16 protein-coding genes and 2 pseudogenes are annotated in these 20,158 nt (G+C 67.9%); 11 read left to right on the top strand and 7 right to left on the bottom strand.

Annotation, left to right across the window (positions count from 1 at the left end):
- The first annotated feature begins 331 nt into the window (after positions 1-331).
- The 4 genes and pseudogenes from ACFYR3_RS39330 to ACFYR3_RS39315 all read left to right on the top strand — a co-directional run bounded on the left by ACFYR3_RS39330 (position 332) and on the right by ACFYR3_RS39315 (position 3,888).
- Positions 332-1,972, top strand: a complete 1,641-nt coding sequence (locus ACFYR3_RS39330; protein WP_355852197.1) for a hypothetical protein — start codon at positions 332-334, stop codon at positions 1,970-1,972.
- A gap of 4 nt (positions 1,973-1,976) precedes the next feature.
- Positions 1,977-3,029: a hypothetical protein gene (locus ACFYR3_RS39325; RefSeq protein ID WP_355852194.1), complete on the top strand. Its 1,053-nt coding sequence runs from the start codon at positions 1,977-1,979 to the stop codon at positions 3,027-3,029.
- A 127-nt stretch (positions 3,030-3,156) separates the two neighbouring features.
- A pseudogene (locus tag ACFYR3_RS39320) lies at positions 3,157-3,306 on the top strand (IS5/IS1182 family transposase); the annotation flags it as partial.
- 177 nt (positions 3,307-3,483) lie between these two features.
- Entirely contained in the window at positions 3,484-3,888 is a 405-nt protein-coding gene (locus ACFYR3_RS39315) for a hypothetical protein (protein WP_355852191.1), read from the top strand.
- A 330-nt stretch (positions 3,889-4,218) separates the two neighbouring features.
- Here ACFYR3_RS39315 and ACFYR3_RS39310 read toward each other — a convergent pair whose 3' ends face one another.
- Entirely contained in the window at positions 4,219-4,671 is a 453-nt protein-coding gene (locus ACFYR3_RS39310; protein WP_389286865.1) for an LGFP repeat-containing protein, read from the bottom strand.
- Between the two features lie 435 nt (positions 4,672-5,106).
- Positions 5,107-5,772 (bottom strand): tachylectin-related carbohydrate-binding protein, encoded by a 666-nt coding sequence (locus ACFYR3_RS39305; RefSeq protein ID WP_389286863.1) that lies wholly within the window; start codon positions 5,770-5,772, stop codon positions 5,107-5,109.
- Between the two features lie 1,310 nt (positions 5,773-7,082).
- Here ACFYR3_RS39305 and ACFYR3_RS39300 point away from each other — a divergent pair.
- Entirely contained in the window at positions 7,083-7,277 is a 195-nt protein-coding gene (locus ACFYR3_RS39300) for a hypothetical protein (RefSeq protein WP_355852179.1), read from the top strand.
- Between the two features lie 100 nt (positions 7,278-7,377).
- Positions 7,378-7,572 carry a hypothetical protein gene (locus ACFYR3_RS39295; RefSeq protein ID WP_355852173.1) on the top strand — a complete coding sequence of 65 codons (195 nt, stop codon included), beginning with the start codon at positions 7,378-7,380 and terminating at the stop codon, positions 7,570-7,572.
- 372 nt (positions 7,573-7,944) lie between these two features.
- On the opposite strand, the gene ACFYR3_RS39290 is transcribed toward ACFYR3_RS39295, so the two are convergent.
- From ACFYR3_RS39290 to ACFYR3_RS39270, 5 genes are all read right to left on the bottom strand, one after another.
- Complete coding sequence (locus ACFYR3_RS39290; protein ID WP_389286861.1) at positions 7,945-8,436, bottom strand: hypothetical protein; 492 nt, start codon at positions 8,434-8,436, stop codon at positions 7,945-7,947.
- 96 nt (positions 8,437-8,532) lie between these two features.
- A complete protein-coding gene (locus ACFYR3_RS39285) occupies positions 8,533-10,566 on the bottom strand; it encodes a trypsin-like peptidase domain-containing protein (RefSeq protein ID WP_389286859.1) in 2,034 nt (677 codons plus the stop codon).
- A gap of 72 nt (positions 10,567-10,638) precedes the next feature.
- Positions 10,639-11,580, bottom strand: a complete 942-nt coding sequence (locus ACFYR3_RS39280; RefSeq protein WP_355852164.1) for a peptidoglycan-binding domain-containing protein — start codon at positions 11,578-11,580, stop codon at positions 10,639-10,641.
- 178 nt (positions 11,581-11,758) lie between these two features.
- Positions 11,759-11,998: a hypothetical protein gene (locus ACFYR3_RS39275; protein WP_389286857.1), complete on the bottom strand. Its 240-nt coding sequence runs from the start codon at positions 11,996-11,998 to the stop codon at positions 11,759-11,761.
- A gap of 481 nt (positions 11,999-12,479) precedes the next feature.
- Positions 12,480-14,945, bottom strand: coding sequence for a S8 family serine peptidase (locus ACFYR3_RS39270; RefSeq protein ID WP_389286855.1), 2,466 nt, complete (start codon positions 14,943-14,945; stop codon positions 12,480-12,482).
- A gap of 224 nt (positions 14,946-15,169) precedes the next feature.
- On the opposite strand from ACFYR3_RS39270, the gene ACFYR3_RS39265 reads away from it, so the two are divergent.
- The 5 genes and pseudogenes from ACFYR3_RS39265 to ACFYR3_RS39245 all read left to right on the top strand — a co-directional run.
- The gene (locus ACFYR3_RS39265) at positions 15,170-15,886 is read left to right on the top strand and encodes a BTAD domain-containing putative transcriptional regulator (protein WP_355852155.1); all 717 of its coding nucleotides are present in this window, start codon (positions 15,170-15,172) and stop codon (positions 15,884-15,886) included.
- A gap of 1,297 nt (positions 15,887-17,183) precedes the next feature.
- Positions 17,184-18,149, top strand: a complete 966-nt coding sequence (locus ACFYR3_RS39260; RefSeq protein WP_355852152.1) for a DUF6424 family protein — start codon at positions 17,184-17,186, stop codon at positions 18,147-18,149.
- Between the two features lie 8 nt (positions 18,150-18,157).
- Positions 18,158-19,282 (top strand): DUF2235 domain-containing protein, encoded by a 1,125-nt coding sequence (locus ACFYR3_RS39255; protein ID WP_389286853.1) that lies wholly within the window; start codon positions 18,158-18,160, stop codon positions 19,280-19,282.
- A 323-nt stretch (positions 19,283-19,605) separates the two neighbouring features.
- Positions 19,606-19,926 carry a hypothetical protein gene (locus tag ACFYR3_RS39250; RefSeq protein ID WP_355852146.1) on the top strand — a complete coding sequence of 107 codons (321 nt, stop codon included), beginning with the start codon at positions 19,606-19,608 and terminating at the stop codon, positions 19,924-19,926.
- Between the two features lie 8 nt (positions 19,927-19,934).
- Positions 19,935-20,158, top strand: a pseudogene (locus tag ACFYR3_RS39245) (hypothetical protein); the annotation flags it as partial.

Below are 20,158 nucleotides of genomic sequence, written 5' to 3'. Positions count from 1 at the left end.
GTGCCCGCCATGAAGCCGCCGAGGGCGCCGGGCCGTTGCCGGATGCGTTCGAGCCGGTCGAGGACGGGGACCTTCCTCGGCCCGATCTGTCGCGGAGCGCCCAAGTCGGCTCAGGGGATTAGTGGTTGTTTCGGTCCGGGTGCCCAATATGATGTGGGATCCGATCGCGGCCCTGGAGCAACCACCTCGTCGGGGGCCTCAGCCTGGAGGTGGAGTGACGTCAGCGGGCAGCAATGACCATCCGCCTGGCCAAGGCCGTAACGAGCGCCTCTCCGGTCCGCTTCCGCCACCGTTACGTCCGCCGGACTCGTCCGGCCGCAACTGGTCCGCGGTGGCCGACGAGGTCACCGACACCACCCGGCTGCTGAGCGCGGGCACGTACGTCGATCCCGGCTTCCGGGACGCGGTCGTCCAGGAGCTCCACGTACATCAGGAGCGCGTCGTCGCCCCCTCCGTCGACTTTGACGCCGTCACGGTCCTGTGGCACGCGTTGCGCGCACGACGCCTGCAAACCCTCTGGGCGGCGGCAACCGCGGTCCTGTGGGTGGCCGGCCTTCTGCTGGGCGGCGCCTTCTTCGCGCTTTTCACCGTCCCCGCCGCAGTGCTCCTCCTCGCATCGGCTCTCGCCGGGCCGCCGCCCGGGACGGACCGTGGCCGTCTCGGGAGCCCAGCCCGCCGGACCGGCCGGATACGACGGGTCCTCGCCACGGCGATGAACGTCGTCGGGAGCCTGCTGTTCGCCGGCTACGCCGCAGTGGCGCTGGCGAAAGTTGCCGTCGACCCAGGAGCCAACGGCGTTCCCGCCTGGTTTGCCCTCGCCGTGCCGATCGCCATGGCCGTTTGCACCGCGGGGTACCAAGCGCAGGTGTCCCGGATCATCGGTGAGGATCTGGGGCCTGCTTCGTTTCGTCCAGTCGGTGTCGGCGGGCCGGAGGGGCACCCGTGGATCCAGGTGCCGGGACGAGACATCCGGCGTGAACAGCACTCGCCGCTGATCGTCTACCACCCGGATTCTCCCTTCCTCGGCTTCGGCGCCCCCCATCGGCCCTGGGTCGTGGCAGTCGGACTGGTCCGCAGGCGTCCGGGCCGGCCGTACGCCGAGGACGAGTTCGACGACCGGATGGTCATGGACCAGGTCCGCGCGCAGGTCGAGCAGCTGCGTGGGACGGACGGGGGCCGTGCGGGAACGAAACGGAACGTCTTGGGGAGACTGGCGGTCGACGACTGCGTGTTTCTGCCCGTGACCGGGTTGCCGCACCGCACCGCGGCACCGGACGCCTGGCAGGACTTCCCCGTGCACCGGGACGCCGCCCTCGCCGAGAGTGGCACCCGAAGGCGGCACTACCTGCGTGTCCAACTGGAATCAGGGGGCGGCGAGAGCGTCCTCAGCGTGTTCGTCCGCGCGTATGCGCAGCGCGGTGTGCTGACGCTCGAATGCGTGCCGTGCGTGCTGCCCCCTGTCCGGTCGGCATTTCGCGAGGTGGACCGGATCACCAGCACGCGGCGAGGCGAAGCCGCAGTCGTCAAGGCGCTCCGGGCGATGGGGCAGACGCCGGCTTTCGCGGCACGATCGGTGGTCTATCTGGTCCGCCGGACCGCGGCCGCGTTCCGGGAGTGGACCGCAGGCCACGGTTCGGCGCCGGCTGACGGACCGCACGTTTCGGTACGGGAGCTGGGCAGCGGCGAGAGCGCGTCGCTGTTCCAGGAGATCGACATCGAGGGTTCGCTGGCGGCCATCCGAGACCGCGTGCTGCGCGGTGTGACCCAGGCTCTGCGTGAACAGGGTTACGAGACGGACGAGTTCCAAGACAGGCTGGGCAACCTAGCCCACGGAGCGGTCTTCCTCGGCGGTCCGATGACCGGCCAAGCCATGGCCACCGGTGCAGGGAGCACCGCGACTCCGTTGGCAGCCGGCCCCCGCTCCCCCGGCCCGACGACGAATCCCGACGACGACAGCTGGGAGAGCGACTGAGCCCATGGGAGACATCGCCAAGGGAGTGCTGGTAGGGGCATGGGGTCTTCTCGTCGGCTGGATCCTGCCGACGACGATCAACCTCGCCATCCTGGGTTTCACCGTCTTCCCCAGCGTCGACGACGAGTTCGGCGTGGCCCGGCTGCGGCCCGCCACACCCCACGGGGCCACACTGCTGCTGGTCCTGGCCGTGCTGTTCGGGCTGATCCTGTACGCGCTGCAGAACCCCCTCTACCGCATCCTGGAGGGCTACCTCCTGTGGCCCCCTGCGGCTTACGGTCGGCGGTGCAGGCACCACCAGAAGGTCCGTACCGCCCTCGACGACCGGCTGACACTGCTGCGCCTCGAACGGCAGTCTCGTGCCGGAACGTTGCGGGAACCGGAAGCACGGACTCTGGCCCGGCTGAGCGGCAGCCCGCACCTGACCCGTTGGCGCGAGGCCGACCGGCGGCGCAGCCTGACCCAGCGCGCTCTCCTTCAGGAGCAGCTGGCCCGCTATCCCGTCGACACGGACCAGATCGCCCCCACCCGGCTGGGCAACGCCATCCGCCGGTTCGAGGAGTACGGCCACGACCGCTACCGCCTCGACACCCAACTGTTGTGGAACGAGCTCCAGGCGACCGCCCCGGACCAGGCCTGCCGCCAGGTTGATGCCGCCCGCACCAGCGTGGACTTCTTCGTCGCCCTGCTGTACGGGCACGCGGTCCTCGTCGTCCTCGCGTTGGCTGCACTGACCGCTCCCGATGCCGCCCCCATCCGGCTCCTGCCGGCGGCGGCGGCCGTCACCGTGCTGATCCCGGTCTGGTACCGCTCTGCGGTCGTGGCCACCGACGAATGGGCGACCGCCGTCCGTGCCCTGGTGAACGTCGGCCGCGGCCCCCTCGCCCACTCCCTCGGCTTCGCTCTCCCCAAGGGCCTCGCCGACGAACGGGCCATGTGGACGATGGTCTCGAAGTTCACCCGCATCCCCTACGACGACCCCGCCGTCGCCGTGGACCGGTTTCGCAGACAACTGGAGCCGCCCGCCAGTCCTCCCGGGCCGGGCCCCGCGGACTGACAATCGGCCCTGCTGGTTACAGGGCGTGCAGGCGCTGCCCCGACCGCAACCGGTCGTCGCTCACCCGGTCAGCCGCTCCGACCGTACGTCGAACAACCACCCACTCCCGCCAGGCATCACGCTATGAATGTGGTCGCGGGCCGGTGTGGGGGGCTGGCTGCATGCAGCGGTCGTGGTCCTGCACCGGCTCGACGACGCAGGCCTGGTCGACGTCTCCCGTGTGGTCCTCGACGCGGCTCATGTCCGCGCCAAAAAGGGGGCGAAGGACACAGGTCCGTGGACCGGAGACCTTGCTGATGTCAGGTCGTGGGCCAATGAGTTGGACCGGTTGTAAGGGCGGCTGGTGCATCGGTTCTACAGGACTGAGCCGCGGAGTCGGCGCTTGCCTACCTACAGGGTCTGAGCTCCACTGGAGCGGGGAGAGACTTCCTGCGAGCAGAGAGAAGGTGCGCCCTTGGCAGCAGCCGATCCGGAGCACGTCGCCTGGTTGACCGAGAGGAAGCTGGCCCGAGCCTGGCCGACCTGCTTGAACGCCACCGCGAACGCCAACGGAGTCCGCAGCGACTTCCGTGTATCGCACAGCACTTGGGGCGGGAGCACGTGGCACACGTACCACCTGGCGGATGTCGCCCGGGTCGCCGGGGCGATCGCCGACGGCACAGCCGCGCTCCAGCCGCACTGGCGAAACGACACCCCCGAGGCCAAGCTGCTCGATCAGCACCTCCGCAGGAAGAACCTGCCCGGTGCCATAGGGTGCGCCCTGGTCATCGCCGTCGCGTTGGCGATCGTCGTCACCATCGTGGTCCTCTCCTGGAACGACTCCTCATCGTCGTATTCACCCCCCTCCTACTGGCACTAACCCGCGCAGAGCCCGCTCAGTCGAGGTCCGGTTCGCCGCAACGACAACTGGGCAGGCCGAGCCCATGCAGCAGACGCCGCTCGGCCTCGTCGGCGCCCATAGGTGTCAGATCGATCGGCGCGAGCCTCGCGATGACCGCAGGTACCAGGTCGTGGTGACCGAGACAGCTGCGAACCGTCCCGCCTCCGACTGGACCAAGGACCAGCCTCCGTCCGGCAGTTGCCGTCACGGGACGCGTGAGCCTCGCTCTGGTGCGTACTGCCCGGCTTCCGACGCTGCGATCACACCAGCCACACCAAGACCCGTTCGCACGCTACTCCGCTCGTGCCGTCAGCCATCGTCGATCCGGTGTGACAGGACTACGCCCCCAGTGGGCGTCCAGGTCAGAATCCCACCCTGGAAGTCGCTCCGCCGACGGTCCGAGGGCCCGGACTCGTCCGAGACCGGGTAGCCGAGCTCGCTGCGTTCCCAGCCCTTATTCGCCCACGTGTCGCGAATCGCCCCGTGGACTTCCCGCGCCCGGGTTTCCGGGGTCCAGTAGATCGAGCCGTTCTCGAAGTGATTGAAGCGGCCGATCCCGTCCGGAGTTCCCGTCTCATCCGTGAGCGGATATCCCAGGAACCCCCCGGAACCCCCGAGTGAGGCGTAGTGGTCGCGGATGGCGCCGTGCACTTCTTGTGACCCCGTCTGTGGTGACCACTCGATCGTGCCGTTCTGGAAGTCGCGCGAGCGCCCGCGCCCATCCGGATTCGGGCCCTCGTTGGCGCCGGCACCGGCATCCACCGGAGCCCCGATCCAAGGGATCGTAGCCCACTTCGCATCTATGGCAGTCATGTGCTCCGCCCTTTCTCCGTTCCTTAGTCGGGCATCACTCCGTGGGCAAGTCAGCACCGCAGGCTCCTCCGGGTGGTTTCACCTGCTGGTCCTGGCGGCCTTCCATCGCGTTGCGTGCAAATATTCGCGAATGCCCCGATGCCGAAACAGGCCGTCGTTATGACAGCCGTCAACACGCGGCTGTCCAAGACAGGTCATCACTGGAAGGATCATTTACCCGAAGACCCTGGCAGGTGCGGGTGCGGGTGGAATTCGTTTGGTCCGCAGTCGATCTGTTGGTGTGGCGGGGTGAGTGAACGCAGCCGTACCTAGTGACTCCGCGTCTGTGGCCGGGGTCTGGACGCGGAAGAGGTCGGGGGGAGGGGCCCGATCCCGATGGTCATGTCAAGCCCAGCCTTGCCCGACTTGATTTCCTGAGCCCTTCGACCATCCTGTTGAACCGTCGGGCGCATTGCTTCCGTCTTGGAACTCGTCCTTGAAGAACAGCAAGCGCCCGTCCTGGTGCACAGCGTAGAGAATTCCGTCTCCGCCGCCAACGATCTGTTTGATCGCTTCGAAGTGCTGGCCGATTTGGTGGCCCGTGTTGCGGGACCACCCGGTCGATCCGTTGGCCGCGTTGCTTCCGTCTCGCCACTCATCCTTGTAAAACAGCAGACGCCCGTCCTGATGCACCATGTAGAGGGTTCCATCGCCACTGCCGGTCAGCAGCCTGGCGCCTTCGAAATGCTGGCCGACTTGATGGCCTGTATTGCGGGACCACCCGGTCGATCCGTTGGCCGCGTTGCTTCCGTCTCGCGACTCATCCTTGTAAAACAGCAGACGCCCGTCCTGATGCACCATGTAGAGCGTTCCGTCGCCACTGCCGGTCAGCAGCCTGGCGGCTTCGAAATGCTGGCCGACTTGATGGCCCGTGTTGCGGGACCACCCGGTCGATCCGTTGGCCGCGTTGCTTCCGTCTCGCGACTCATCCTTGTAAAACAGCAGACGCCCGTCGTCGTGTACGCCATAGATGATTCCGATGTCACCGGAAGCGAGCTGAGTGAATCCCATGACGACTCTCCTTGTCGCGTAATCTTGGGGCTGCGCAAGCTTGCAAGGGAACCGAAAATGCGGGAATCCGCATTGGCGACTACCTCACCGACTCAACGGATAGTCACAAACTGGACCTGAAGCAACTACGTCGAAACCTCTAGTCGGCTCCCAGCCGTTCTCATCAAACGATTCAGCAGGGAGCTACGTTCGGAATGATGTGACGCGTCGCGATGGGGCTGGATAGGACTCTCAAGCCTTGTGAACCGACCGGATTTGATCCTTTCCCCATCGCGAGCGCGATCGCTGTCTTCTGCCCACCCAGCATCCATTGCGCCTGTTCGAGAGATGTGGCCGGACCGTGCAACAGGCGTTGTGCAGGCGTCGCTTGAGCATCGATGGCACATCATCGCCGCAGGAAGCGGCAGGCCGGAACATAGCCGAGACGCCGGCGGCGTCGCCCGCAAGGCCTCGCCCTAACCCGGCGCTCCCGGCCCCGAAGCCCCTGGGCTTTCGACTACGGGCCGTTCGCGGTCATCGCCGGCAACGGTCCGCCAGGGCCTTCCTCGGCAGCCGCACGTACGGCGTCCCAGGAGCTATCGCGAACTACTCCCAGGCATGTACACCGTGGTCTGGTCCGGAGGCGACGACTCACAACGCTTCATCACCTGCACAGGATTCACCGCACCATGACAGCGCCTTGAGGCAACCGGCACTGTGCATTCTTCGGCAACACGGCTCCTGCTGTCCCGCTGGCATCACGCGGTTCGGGGTGTCCTATCCCGTCCGAACCTGGGCCGGGTTCTGGCCTGGGGAAAACGGACTGGGGACAAGGCAGCAACGCTGAGAAAGCGCATGGTGCACGTACTGGAGAACGCCAGCAGGACGGGGGTGGTGGAGGCTCGGGATCATCCGAGTTCGTGAAGGTGCCGGGGAGGAACCGGGATGGGATACACGCCGGAGTGGTCCTGCGGGATTTCCCGTGTGGGCGGGACGCGTACCTGGGCTGAGCCCGGTTGGTACGTCGGTCCTGCCCGACGGGCTGCCGGATGCGCCCTGTCCCCGTTGCCGCAGGTGCCGGTCCTGCCTGGTTCACACCGCGGTCCTGTCGGCCAAGGGCCGATGGGCTTCACGGCACGCACTTCACGGACTCGCTACGTCGGCTGGCTCAACACCCATGTGGCCGACGTCGCCCCCGGATGTCACGGGCTCATACGGCCCCGTTCACGGGGTGGTGCGCAGGTCCTGGCGGAAGCTGTCGGACTGGTCGCCGATCCAGGCAGCCTGGCCGACCCGTACTCCCGCCGACAAGGCAAACGAAGGAGATGGCAATGATCGACCGGACCAAGAGGGACGAGGCCGGACTCCGGCCCGACCATGAAGCGGCACTTCGGATGCCGCTGCAGGCGCCGCCCATCAACCGGACCGCGTCCGTGACCGCGGGCGCCCTCGGCGACAGCGCCGGCGTCCAGCCCAACGGCATCTTCGACACGCTCGGCAAGGTTCTGTCGATGATCCCGGTCTGAGCAGACCACCTGTGTCTCGCGGAAGTTGTCGGCCTGGTCGCCGGTCCGGCGGCCTGGCCGACCCGTGCTCCCGCCCGTAGAACGAACAAAGGAGACGGCAATGATCGACCGGACCAAGAGGGACGAGGCCGGACTCCGGCCCGACCATGAAGCGGCACTTCGGATGCCGCTGCAGGCGCCGCCCATCAACCGGACCGCGTCCGTGACCGCGGGCGCCGTCGGCGACAGCGCCGGCGTCCAGGCCAACGGCATCTTCGACACCAGGGAAAGCCTGCTGTCGCTGATCCCGGTCTGAGCCGAACGCTCTGCGCCGACGGCTCACGGCCTCGCCGTGCCGACGGCGCGGCGAGGCCGCAGCCGTCTGGCCGATCTCGAGCTCACGTGCGCGAAAGTGCCTTGCCGACCTGGGGCGATGAACCTTGCTGAGGGGTTCTGCCGTTCCAGGCGGAGGGCACTTTCTACGTGCAGGAGGCCTACGTGGAGGCTATCGAGTTGCGGCCCAACGTCCAGGTCAGTGCTGACGGTTCGGGGTGGTGGATCACGTCTGACACGGTTGGTGCCGGACACGGTTGCCCGCCGGGTTGACCGCCGTGTATGAGGACCTCGGCGAGCCGACAAGGCAATCGGTCCGGCACGGGAATGACCGCTCTCGCGAAGGGCGGAGTCGTCATTCGTCGACAGGCACGGCTACGAAGTCGTCTCCGTAGGGAACGGGATCGCCGTTGTACGCAAGGCGAGGGAGTACGAAGTTGTAGCCCGCTGAGGCGTGACCACCGCCGGTGGGGCACCGCCCCTTTTCTGCGTAGCCATCGTAGAAAAGAGTTCGGCATTTGCCGCAGAAACGCCAGGAGTCCTGGGTTCGGGCTTGTCCCGGCACGTCATGAGGAAGCGAGAAGTTGTAGCCGGCTGCCGCATGGGCGTCGCCCCCGGCGCAGCGTCCCTTGTCCTGTTCGCCGTCCCAGAACATTGCCGTGCACTTGCCGCAGAAGCGCCAGCCCGTTTGAACTGTCGCAGTGCCCGCTTCGTCATAGGGAAGCGAGAAGTTGTAGCCGGCTGCCGCATGGGTGTCGCCCCCGGCGCAGCGTCCCTTGTCCTGTTCGCCGTCCCAGAACATTGCCGTGCACTTCTTGCAGAAGCGCCATTCTGTCTGTTGAGGCATTCTTCTCTCCTTACGGGTGTGCACTCTCCGTCGGATGGGGCATGCAGTGGCGCCGGCAGGCCTGAGGCCGGCCTGGTCCTGGAATCGGACAAGTCTTCATGCAGTGCGGATCACCTGGCCGATCGGGGCGGCGGCCTCTGCGTGGGCGAGGTACTCGTCGATGCTGTGTGCACGGCCGCGTGCGTTGGTGACGGCTACATCGGTCAGGGCGTCGTGTCCCCAGACGGCTGCGAGGGGGCAGCCGGTGGCGACCGCGTCGGTGGGGCACCAGGCGTTGAGCCATTGGCGGACGCGTGGGGGACGGTGAGGCCCGCGGGTGAGGAGGCGGTTGAAGACCGTGTCCAGTCCCAGGGGGCTGCCGGCCGTGACGATCAGTGTGAGGCCGAGTTCCGGTGCGAGCCGAGTGAGGAGATCCATGGCCACGACGGTGCCGAGGCTGTGGGAGACCAGGACGAGTTCGCCGGAGGCGGGCATCGTTTCGAGGACACAGTCCAGGACCGCGTCCCGGACGTCGGCCTGGTCGAGGTAGGCGGCGACGTCCCTCAAGGTGGCGGCGATGACCCATTCGTCGAGATCGGTCCTGGCGGCCAGCCAGCTCAGCTGCCGTTGCAGGGCCGAGGTCAGCACGTCGCCGAGTCCTTCGTCGGCCATGTGGCCGTCGGGGGGCATGGCCGCCTTGTCCGCTGCCTCGGACACGAGTTGTTCGTAAGTGCCGGTCGGAGTGGGCGGGAAGGCCTCGACCGGTCCGGCGGCCGCTGCTTCGGGTGAGCGGGGTGCGGCCGTGTGCGGGCCCATGGCCTCGGCCAGAACGTCGCCGTAGAAGGGAAACCAGACGTTCGCGGGGACGATCGGTGTGTCCCCGGCGCGGGTGAGTCCGGCGTTGAGGCCCGCGCACCACTGGCGGCGCAGCATCTCGGGATCTTTGCCCTGCTGGCTTCTGCCGTGCAGGAACACCAGATGCCGTCCCTCGCCGAAGGCCTCCGTACTCGCCCGCAGGCCGGTGTGGCCACCGGTCCGCTCGGCGACGCCCGGCGCAGTGATCACGGACGCCGGGACGGTAGCGGTCGGGGCGGGCGGCTGTGTTGCCGCGGTTTCCAGGAGCCGGGATTCGGGACCCATCTGTGCCAGCACGGTGCGCTGCGCGGGGTCGAGGGGCAGCGCGGTGAGGTGTCTGAGGATCGAGCTGATGCGTACTCCCTCGTTGGCGACGTAGGCGAGTGCGTCGTCGCCGTCTCCGGGCTGCCACAGGCGCCCGTCCTTGCGCAGGAGGCGTCCCTGCTCGTCGCTGGCGGGGACGCCGCAGTGGTGCAGTGCCGCCACTTCCCACTGGTCGTTGAACACCGGGGATCCGGAGTTTCCGGGCTGGGTGTCGGTGCCGTAGTGCAGGAAGTCGTCCAGCCGCAGTTGGAGGGCGTTGTTGCGGATGGCGATTTCCTTGAGGTGGCCCATCGGGTGGCCGATGACGTTGGCCGGCTCGCCGATCACCAGGGTGCCCAGCTGGATGCTGAGCTTGTTCCATCCGAATCTCTCTCCCGGTGGGATGCCGTCGGCTCCGGGAGCGATCTGGACCAGGGCGAAGTCGAGGCGTTCGTCGGCGACGAAGAACGCGCGGGGGTCGAGGTCGAGGCGGACCGGCTGGTCGGGGGTGTTGTCTATGGTGACCTGGGCGTTGAACTCCACGAAGCACTGCGCGGCGAATGCCTCGTCGGGCAGCACGTGATGGTTGGTCATCAGCAGGCGGGGCGATACGAGGAAGCCGGTGCCCAGGGGCAGTTCACGGCCCTGGTCGCGCACTGTGATGCGGGCGACGGTGCCTGCGGCCCGCACGCCACGCGGCAGGAAGCTCCAGGCCTGCAGGTCCATCGATGCGCCGATGACACGCTCGTAGACGCTCTCGGTGTCTGACGTGGTCCGGCTGGCGGCAGTCACCACGGCGGCAGGGGGTACTGCGCCCCGGTCGAGGAGCCGTCTGGCGCGGGCGGCGATCGCTTCTCGGGAGTCGGGGAACTTCACTCCCTCGTCGAGCTGTTGGGTGACAGCAGAACGCTGTGTGCTGGTGTCCTGGTAGCGGCGTGCGGCGGCCTGGCTCTGTTCCTGCAGTGCGCCGCGCACTGAGTCGACCATGGCCATGGGTCTGCCCTTCCGGTCGTTTCGGGTGCGCTCGCGGGGGTCATCCCGCGGGATCCTGCGGGTGTGGCGGTGTCACACGGGGTCGCCGAAATGAGCGGCTCCCTTGTCGTCGAGTTGTGCCAGCAGGACGTCACGGGTCTGGCGGGGGACGTCGTCGATGCTGGTCACCGACGACGTCGGCGGGAGACCGTGCGCGGCCTGGAACGCGTTCAAGGCGGTGCGGGTGTTCTTGCCGAGAACACCGTCCAGTCCGTGGGGGTCGAATCCCAGGGTCTCCAGAGCGGCCTGCAGGCCGATCACCAGATTCATGGGGAGGGGAAAGGCTCCCGACCGCATGAGGGCGTCGAGCTTTTGTGCGGGGTCGAAGAACAGCTGCGTGAAGTCGCCCGGGGGCGGCGCGGCCATCCAGCCCGCCAGTGTGAAGAGCAGTCCGTTGCGCACGTTGCGCGGGATGACGCCTGGGTTGCCGGCCTCGGTCATCTTGCATTCCAGGGCCATCGTCAGCCAGTCCTGTTGCTGTGCGGCGGCCTGGAATTTCGGGAATTTGAAGAACGGGCCCATCGCCCAAGCCATGCTGAACAGGCCGAGCTGGCCGTCGGCCGGCCACTGGTCCAGGTCCGCAAAGGCGGCACGTTGGCGCAGAGAGTCCTCGAAGCTGTCCAGCTTGTGTGACACCAGATCGTTGATCGCCTCGTCGGTGATCCGCAACCGCGTGATCGCTTCTTTGTCCGGAAGCAACGGCTTGGAGGCGGTGCCGCTGAATTTGACGTGCTGGTATTCCGCGCCGATTTCAGCGCTGTCTGCGGCGGCCGTCGTCGTCTTGTCGAACCAGCCCAAGGTGAAAATGTCGGGGAGCGGCTGTGGGTTGCTGCCGAAGTCGCCGGGGTCGTCCGCGTCGAGCAGGTTGCCCACTCCGGTGGAGACCAGGCGCTTGACGTCGAGGTACATGAATCGCACCCGGCCCTCCATCGGTTCGTTGAAGGGGAGGAAGGCCTCCCTGACGCTGTCGTGCATCGTCGGCTCCTGTCGTCGCACAGGGATCCGCCGCCGCGGACGCGCAGGCGCTGGCGTGGGGTTCACGCATGGACCTGGCAGGCGGGCATCGGCGGACGGGACGGGCATCTTTGCGAAACCGGTGATCAATTGGCTCCTGGACCGGGGTCCGAGGGAAGGTGCCGCATGATGGTCTGCTTCAGACCAGGCCTGCCCATACGCAGCCGGTCGTGGGCTGGCAGTGCCAGCCACGGGCGTCGTGGCCCTGCACCGCTTGCGGATCGCTGGGGAGCGAACCGTAGTCACCGTCGTTTGCCCTGCCTTTGACCACGATCACTGTCCCGTCGTCGTCCTCGAATTCACCCAACTCCACCAGGAACGGCTCGTAAGGCTCACGGAGCCGGTCGATCGCTCCTTGGACTGGCATGTTCAGTGGCATGGTGGTCTCCCTTCAGAGCGGGATGAACGCCCCTGCAGGCGTGGCATCACCCGCACCCGCGGAGCGGGTGATGCCACAGGACTACGGCAGGCAGGGTGCGCGGCCTTCGGCGATGTCGCGCCTGTCGGCCTTGTGCAGTGGTGCACCCGAGGGCGGGCCGTTGCTGCCAACCGGGTTCGAGCGGGCGCCGGCCACGTCGTGGACGCGGTCTTCGGCCTCCCCATCAGGCATCGCCCTGGAGGGCGCGGTCACCTATTCACGTCGCGACGCCGTGACGTGCGATGTAGCACAGCTGCCGGGCCGCTCCCGGCAGGTCGGCGCAGCTTGACCGTGCGGCTCGCGCACCGTCTTCCAGGTGCTGGGCCGCCGGTGCACCGCAGTGGTCTCGGCGCACGGGCCGGGCCTGGAGCGGCGGTGAAAGCCTCAGTTCCCTGTTCGGCGTGTTCATCGTGGGTCTCCCTTGTCTCGGATACGGAAGCGTTCACCTGTCGAGGAAGGTGTGGACCGGTGCCAGGCTGACCGGAAGTTCGTCGCTGACGTCGAACGTGAACTGGTACGAGCGCCTCGCTCGCCGGTCGTTGTCTGGATCGAAGAAGCTCACGACGACGTCCTGGCAGTCCGAGCCGGGACGGCAGTACGGGCTCTTGGAAACCGTGATGGTGTCCAGCGCCCACAGTTGATTCGTCTGTCCTACGACGGTCTTGCCAGACAGGATTCCGTCCTTCAGCTGACTCCCGAACAGGAAGCCGTTGGTTCCGGCGTAGTTCAGCGCCCGGTCGGCAGAACTCTGGCCGAGATTGCGGAACTGGTAGTAGATCTTGTCGAGGAACGCGCGGAGGGTATTGCGCATCTCTTCGTCGGAGAGAGGTTCTCCCACAGCGTCCTTGTTCTTGTTCTGCTCGGCGTCATGCCTGATGTCGTCCATGACGGCCCGCACCAGTGCGGCCTCGTTCCACGTGTAGACGCCGCGGCTCTTGACCTCCACCACAGGCACGACCTGCCCCGAGTACAAACGGACCGTCCGGTCCGTCAGCACCCCGGGTATCGACACCCGCGAAACATAGGCATCGTCCTCCGACGCGAGGACCTGTCCCCTGATCGCTTCCCGGAAGATCCGGTACACCGTGGACACCGGGGGGTGCGACAGGGTCTCGATCAGCTGAACCAGATCGTTCTGCTGCAGCGTGGCTTTCCCCTTTTCCATGCCCGCCTTGACGGGAACGGTGATCGGGTGACTCCAGTCCATGCCGACCGAGGCTTCCGCCTCCAGGGCGTAGATCGGCGTGCTGTCCATGTTCAGCGTCCAGGTCACCTTGTCGGACACCCACGGGTTCTTGGCCAGATACGCGGCCAGTTGGTTCGGGTCATAGGGGTTGGGGGGCAGTTCGCTCTCACGGCCGGCCCCGCCCGGCACCGTGACGACCGGCATCTGCTGGCGGAAGCTGTCCCTGCGGGCTTCGGTCTGGAAGTCGAATCCGATGACGCCCACCGCATAGACCAACTGGCGGCGGCCAGCGTTCTCGCACGCACAGCCCGTGGCGGGATCTCCTCCGCAGCCGCAGCCCGCCGCGGGACGGATACCACTCCCCTGGGCGCTCCCCACCGTTTCGGGGCTCGCGCCCATGGACATGGCGGTCGGCGTCTGCGGACTCGGAGCACCGGCGCGTGCAGTTGCCGGGGTGGACTGAATTTCCATGGGACCAGCTCCTTCGTTCGGTTCGGATGCACCTGTCCCGGGCGACGGGGATTCGCCCGCGGCGCTGACCCCCGACGAGGCCATTTCGGCCTGCTCCGCCTGCGGCGGCTCGGAGCCGAGCAGGTCGGACACTGCAGCTGCATCGTCGGCTGCCCCGTCCGTGGGGACAGCTTCCTCGTAGGCGGTGCTGGGCTGTGTTTCCATGGCGCGGGCTCCTTCGTCCATCGGGAAAGAGGTCCTTGTGACCGGCGGGGGCTCGCCTTCAGCGACGGTCCCCGAATGGCGGGGCAGCGTGGCATGTTGCTGGGCTGCAACCAGCCCGGGCTCGGACGAGGCCGGGACTTTCTCGCTTCCGGACGCGGTGGGCTGGTTGCCTGCGGCGACCAGGTCATAGGCGCGTGCGGCGTTCAGGGTGCCGGCCAGGTGCCGCCGGCATCGGGGGGTGTCCTCGGGAGTGCACGCGGGGACGGTCGCGGTGGCGAGGATCGCCCGGCCCGCCGCACGAGGATCCGCGCTCTGCCCCGCTCGCAATTGAGCGGCCACCAGCAGCGCGGCGACGCCCGACACAGCGGGGGCGGCGAAGCTGCTCCCGGTCAGCGCGGTCAGTCCGGCCCCGGGCACGGCGCCGTCGATGTCCTGCCCCGGGGCCAGGACACCGTTGTTGCGGTGTGCAGCACCCCAGTTGTTGCTTGCCAGCGGCTCCCCACGGGGATCGTGCGCTCCGACCGCGACCACCGACGGCACCGCGGCGGGCACTTGGAGGCAGTCGCACCCGTCATTGCCGACAGCGGCGACGACCAGGACCCCGCTCTCGTCGCACATGCGCAACGCGCGTACCAGGATGCTCTCGGCCTGGCCTTCGAGGGTGCGCTCGCCACCACTGATGTTGATGATGTGTGCTCCCTCCTCGACGGCCCGCTCGATCGCCCGCGCCAAATCCAGCTGCGACACCCGCCCTTCGCCGGCATCCCTGAAGACGGGCAGGATCAGGCCCCGGCAGCGGGGGACGACACCGGTGAGGGGGCTGCGCGGCTGCCCGAACAGCAGGCTCGCCACATGCGTGCCGTGCAGCGACATCGGTCCTCGGCCGACCGGCTCGTTGACCAGGGTGTCGATCCTGGTGACGTCGGCTCCCGCGAAGCAGGGGTGGGACAGATCAACCGGGCCGTCCAGGACCGCGACGCACACCTCGGGATGGCCGAAGGCTTCCTCGTGGCCGGGAAGGCCCTGCAGGACCGACCGGACATCCATCTGACATTCCCTCCGCCGGGGTCAGGTACGGGGCTCACCGTGGTTCGGAACGAGCTTCCCCCGGCCCTGTCGCGGTGGTGTTGTGCGCACTGTCCGGGATGCGTTCCGCAAACGTCCCTGATTGGTTGCTGACCCGTTTTGCCTGGCCAGGATGGGTGTATCGAGCGGCTCACGCGGGCTCTCATCGGGTGCGCATGGCACGTGCCAGCGGCACAGTGGTGGATGTGTCGTGGAATGGTGCATGCCTCGAACTGCTGGGGCCCTTCGAATTCACGAACGCCGGGAACACCACCTCGCTCTCTTTGGGAGCGCAGCGTCTCCTGGCGTTTCTTGCGCTGCGCGACGACGGCGTCGCCCACCGGTGCGCCGCCGCTGAGCAGCTGTGGCCGGACTGCACGCCCTCGCGTGCGGCGGCCAATCTTCGCTCCGCGCTGTGCCAGGCCCGCCGGGCCGGACCGGTGACCGTGATCGAGTGTGTCGGCCAGCGGCTACTGCTCTCCCCCTCGGTCCACGTTGACCTGAATGCCGTCGGGGACTGCGCCCGTCAGGTCCTCGACGGCATACGCCCGTTGCCGCAGGGTTGGCCCACACTCATCGACGACCTGAGCCGCCAGCTCCTGCCCGGCTGGTCGGAGGACTGGCTGATGGCAGAGCGGGACAGCTGGGACCAGATGCGGGTGTACGCCCTGGAAAGCCTGGCCCAGCAGTTCCAGGCCGCGGAGCGTTACCTGCCCGCGCTCCAGGCCGCCTCGGCGGCCATCGCCATCGACCCGCTCCGCGAAACCGCGCACCGCATCGTCATCGAGGTCCACATAGCCGAGGGCAACATCGCCAGCGCGCTCAAGCGCTACCAGGAGTACCGCAGGTACCTGTACCGCGAACTCAAGGCGGCGCCGTCGACGCAGATGACCGAGCTGGTACGCGATCTGACCACCGCTTAGCGGCCGGTTCATCGCGAATACCCGCCATCAAGGGCTGCGTGGCGCGCAGTCACAGCGAGGGCGGATTGCCGGTGTTGATCGTGTCCCGGTCAGCGAGCCGGTGTGTCATCCGGGACGGGACACAGCGTGCGCCTGTCCCATCCCAGGACGTGAGGTTGCGCAGGCAGCTTCGGGCTGCACCGGCGGCGCGCCTGGACACACTCGCCTTGCGGTGCTACGTACGGGACCTGACGGAACGTCGCGCGCATCCGCGTGGTCCGTCCGATGCCCGCAGGGCGCCTGCCGGGCCGGTACCGGCCTCCTGTCGGACTGACCGGCAGCGCCACGCTCTGGACATCGGGCGCCCCCGGGCACGACCTGACTCAGATCGTGAACGCGCCCTCGGCATGGACCGGACCGGGGTGCAGGGGCGGTCTGTCAACGATTCCCCGTCCTGGCAGACGGCCTGTACGTGTGACACAGCCCCGGGCCTCAGCATCACGGCGGGTGGGAGGACACCACGTCCCGTCCGGGGAACAGCACGTTCGGGTCGAGGCAGTTCAAGTGCGATCCACAGAGCATTGCGGTGAGCGTCGCTGACAGCAGCGCCTGCTGTCCATGCGTCGGTCAAAGCACGGGCGGCTGATTGCGCGTGGCGATCAGGCAGGCGGCCGAGACTGGGGGGCTTCGCCCACACCGGGCTCGTAGAGTCCTTGGGCGGCATACAGCAGGAGGTCAGTCGTTTGGCCGCTCGGAAGGTAGGACCTCACGCCCTACGTGACGGCCGCTGGTGTGGAGGTCTCCTGCGCGGTACGAGCGCACGGCTGATGCTGGATGCACCGGTGGTCCGCCCGGACTGCGGACTTCGTAGCCGGACATCACGTGCTTCCCCCGCAATGGGTGGGAAGGAGCAGACCGTCGCCCGGCCGCAGGGCGCGACCGAACGGGATGTTGAATCCGTTGCGACCTGCGGCCGGGAACACGGTCAACGGCGTCGATTCAGGGGTGTGCTCGAAGGTACGCGTGACGAGATGCCGAAGGCCAAGAGGACCTCCTCGCCCGTCGCAGCCCGCCGTAGCCCCGGGCTGCGCCACTTCCATCGTCTGCCCTCCCGGTCCGACCTGTCCACCGCAGTCGTCGGCGGCCGCCAGGGACACGGCCGCGGCACGCCAAGTGGCCGACGTACGGCGGGGCTTCCGCTGACGCAAGAGCCATCCGCCGACTGGCCTGCCCTCGGCTCCGGGCGCACGATGGAGACACAGGCACTGGCGTCATGGGTCTGGCGCGAGTCCGCGTCACCGGCGCGAGGAGGCCGACCATGACGCACACCGCTTCCCCTTCAGCTACCAAGTCCCGTACGGCAACAGGCGCGAAGTCCCAGACGTCCGCCGCCAAGCCCCGAACCCCAGCGGCACTGGCACCCGGCGGCACTGAATCGGAGAACCACCCCTGGAAAATACAGCTGGTCGACCACCCCCCGCGTTTCGAGTCGACGTACTTCCAGGCAGCGAAGAAGGTGGCACACAAGGTCCTCGCCGAGATGAGCGAGGACGACCTCCCCTACGGGCCCCAACCTCCCGGCGCCGAGCACTGGGAGATGCACCACGGCGGCAGTCTGTGGGTCAAGGGGGCCCATGGTTGGCGGATGTACCGCGCGCGGGTGGGCATCGAGTGGAGCATGCAGTTCTGCGCCGACCCGGCGAAGGTGGAGCGGCTGAGGCAAGAGGCCGCCGAGCTCATCGACGCCTTCCCGGACACCCTGCCCGCGCTTGGGGAACTGGGTTACAAAGGCGCCCAGGAACTGCTGCGCACGCCGATCACGGACGCCGACGGCGTCGAGCGGTGGACCGACTCGCTGTTCAACGCGTGCGTACCGATGAGCAACGGCAACCACCAGGGCATCCTTCCCAAAGTGCCTGGCGAACACCACTACCCCTGGCCCGTCAAGGGCGCTGACTTCGTCCGGTACGACGACTTCCAGCTGTGGGTGAACCTGCCCGACGGCACACACGGCGCCGTGTCCCCAGTGGACCGGCGCGGATCGGGCGACGGACACGTACGCCTCGTGCACGCGCCCGAGGGGAGCACGGCGGGCGACACCCTCGCCAAGGCCCAGAGCCTCGGGAAGATGGCGGTCTTCCCGGCCAACAGCACCGTCGCCCTGGAGGCGTTCAAGCAACAGATCGAGCCCGGGCGGCGCACCGCGACCGGCCCCCTCGTCACCGCCACCACGCCGCGGCGGGGCGGAGCGACCCGGCGCACCACCACCAGGCGCACCGGTTAGGAGCGGGCATGTCACGCCGAATCGTCATCTGCCTCGACGGAACGGGCAACCAGGTCGGCGCCCGCCACCCGACCAACGTGGTCAGGCTGTTCGAGATGCTGGAAGCGGACGCCCCCGACCGGCAACTCCTCTACTACGACCCCGGTGTGGGCACCATGTCGGCGACCACCGCCCACGGACCGACCGGCCGATGGCTCTCCCGCCTGACCGGCCTCGCATTCGGCACCGGGCTGAAGGCCAACCTCGCCGAGGCCTACACCTACTTGATGCAGCACTGGCAGCCCGGAGACCGTGTGTACGTCTTCGGCTTCAGCCGTGGCGCCTACACCGCGCGTGCCCTCGTCGGGATGCTGAACAAACCTGGCCTCATACGCCCCGGCTCCGAGAACCTCGTCCCCTACGCGGTGTCGAGGTACGCCTTCAACCAGGACATCGACAAGAGTGAGCAGGAGGTCGCCCGGTTCTCGCACGCCTTCTGCCGGCGCACCGAGAACGAGCCGCTGTGGGCCACCGTGAAACGCAACAACCCCCGGCAGGTCTCGCATCACGCCGTCCCCGTCGACTACCTCGGCCTCTGGGACACCGTGAAGGCAGCCGGCATCCTGCGCCTGGGCACCCTGAACTGGCCCTACACCCACCAACTGCCCAACGCCGCCCGCATCCGGCACGCCGTGTCCCTCGACGAAACACGCCGCCCCTACCGCGAGTTCCTGGTCACTCCCCGCCCCGAACCCAACCAGGACACCGCCCAGGAGGTCTGGTTCGCCGGCGTGCACTCCGACGTCGGCGGCACCTTCGAACACGCCGAGAACGCCCCCCTGCTCTCCACCATCACCCTCAAGTGGATCACCGACGGGGTCTGCCGCGACCTCGACTTCCGCCCCGGCGCCTACCAGGAAGCCTGCGCGGTGACCGAAGACTTCGCCACCGCCCCCCTTCACGACAACGGCCCCCTCTGGATCCTCGTGGGCCGCCGCACGCGCCCGGTGCCCGAGCACGCGCGGCTGCACACGAGCGTGCGGCTCCGCCAGGAACGGGACCCCGGATACCGCACAAACCTGGCTTATCCGGCAAAACCTGAGCCTTGGGCCGACCCTGACTGGATCAAGGCCCAGCCTCCGCCCGGCAGTTGACGCCACAGGCCGCGTGAGCCTCGGCCCGGTGCGTACCCGGCTGTGTCAGCCGCGGAACCGGCCACAACGGGCCCGTCCCTGATCGCCCAGATGGTAGTGCTCCAGCCGGACTCAGTTTTTCTCCTGGTCAACGGCTTGACGGTGGAGAGTGCAGCGAGGGTTGGGCAGGCGCGGGACAGTCTTGGGCCGGCTGTCCCACCAACGTGTGCCCGACTGCTGGGGAAACGTGATCTGTGACGCCTCGGCCGGAACGACATCGGCGTTCGTCTCGCGGTGGGGACCTGACCAGGATGCCGGCCGGCTCCGGACGGTTGGTGGCCTGCGTGGGACTCGTGTTCGCCCCGCTTCTCGCCGGATGCGGCTCCGGGCGCGGCCCTGCGCCGGTCCGTCTTGTCATCTGGATGTACCCGGTGATCACCGATCCCCAGGCGGATACGGCGTACTGGGGTGAGGTCGAGAAGGGCTTCGCGAAGGCGACCCCGGCTGTCGAGGTCACGGTGAGGCACCTGCCGTGGGCGGGCAGGGACCAGCGCATCGCCGACGCCATCGCGGGTGACGACGGGCCGGACGCCGTCCTTCTGATGCCGGACCAGACCCCCGGTTCGCCTCCCAGGGCGAACTCGTCCCGCTGGACGCGGCGCTGAAGGACACCGTGCACAACTTCCTGCCCGCCGCGCTGGACGCGGTGACGCAGGACGGCCGGATCTACGGCGCGCCGATCTACCAGACCGTGACGACCACGATCTACAACAAGCGGCTGCTGGCCGAGTACGGTTCGCAGGCCCCGTTACCTTTTCCGTGGCCCCGCAATGGGGCGCCTGGCCCCCGGGTCCGGTATGGCTGTGTGCCCCCTGTCGTACGGATGACCTGGGGGGT

Source organism: Streptomyces sp. NPDC005784 (assembly GCF_042871525.1).
Lineage (GTDB): Bacteria > Actinomycetota > Actinomycetes > Streptomycetales > Streptomycetaceae > Streptomyces.
This window is presented reverse-complemented; position numbering and strand designations above follow the sequence as displayed.

Excerpts from the sequence above, each read along its gene's own strand:
- ACFYR3_RS39325 (WP_355852194.1), top strand. The coding sequence starts at position 1,977 with ATGGGAGACATCGCCAAGGGAGTGCTGGTAGGGGCATGGGGTCTTCTC.
- ACFYR3_RS39305 (WP_389286863.1), bottom strand. The coding sequence starts at position 5,772 with ATGGGATTCACTCAGCTCGCTTCCGGTGACATCGGAATCATCTATGGC.
- ACFYR3_RS39300 (WP_355852179.1), top strand. The coding sequence starts at position 7,083 with ATGATCGACCGGACCAAGAGGGACGAGGCCGGACTCCGGCCCGACCAT.
- ACFYR3_RS39295 (WP_355852173.1), top strand. The coding sequence starts at position 7,378 with ATGATCGACCGGACCAAGAGGGACGAGGCCGGACTCCGGCCCGACCAT.
- ACFYR3_RS39290 (WP_389286861.1), bottom strand. The coding sequence starts at position 8,436 with ATGCCTCAACAGACAGAATGGCGCTTCTGCAAGAAGTGCACGGCAATG.
- ACFYR3_RS39285 (WP_389286859.1), bottom strand. The coding sequence starts at position 10,566 with ATGGCCATGGTCGACTCAGTGCGCGGCGCACTGCAGGAACAGAGCCAG.
- ACFYR3_RS39280 (WP_355852164.1), bottom strand. The coding sequence starts at position 11,580 with ATGCACGACAGCGTCAGGGAGGCCTTCCTCCCCTTCAACGAACCGATG.
- ACFYR3_RS39275 (WP_389286857.1), bottom strand. The coding sequence starts at position 11,998 with ATGCCACTGAACATGCCAGTCCAAGGAGCGATCGACCGGCTCCGTGAG.
- ACFYR3_RS39270 (WP_389286855.1), bottom strand. The coding sequence starts at position 14,945 with ATGGATGTCCGGTCGGTCCTGCAGGGCCTTCCCGGCCACGAGGAAGCC.
- ACFYR3_RS39260 (WP_355852152.1), top strand. The coding sequence starts at position 17,184 with ATGACGCACACCGCTTCCCCTTCAGCTACCAAGTCCCGTACGGCAACA.
- ACFYR3_RS39255 (WP_389286853.1), top strand. The coding sequence starts at position 18,158 with ATGTCACGCCGAATCGTCATCTGCCTCGACGGAACGGGCAACCAGGTC.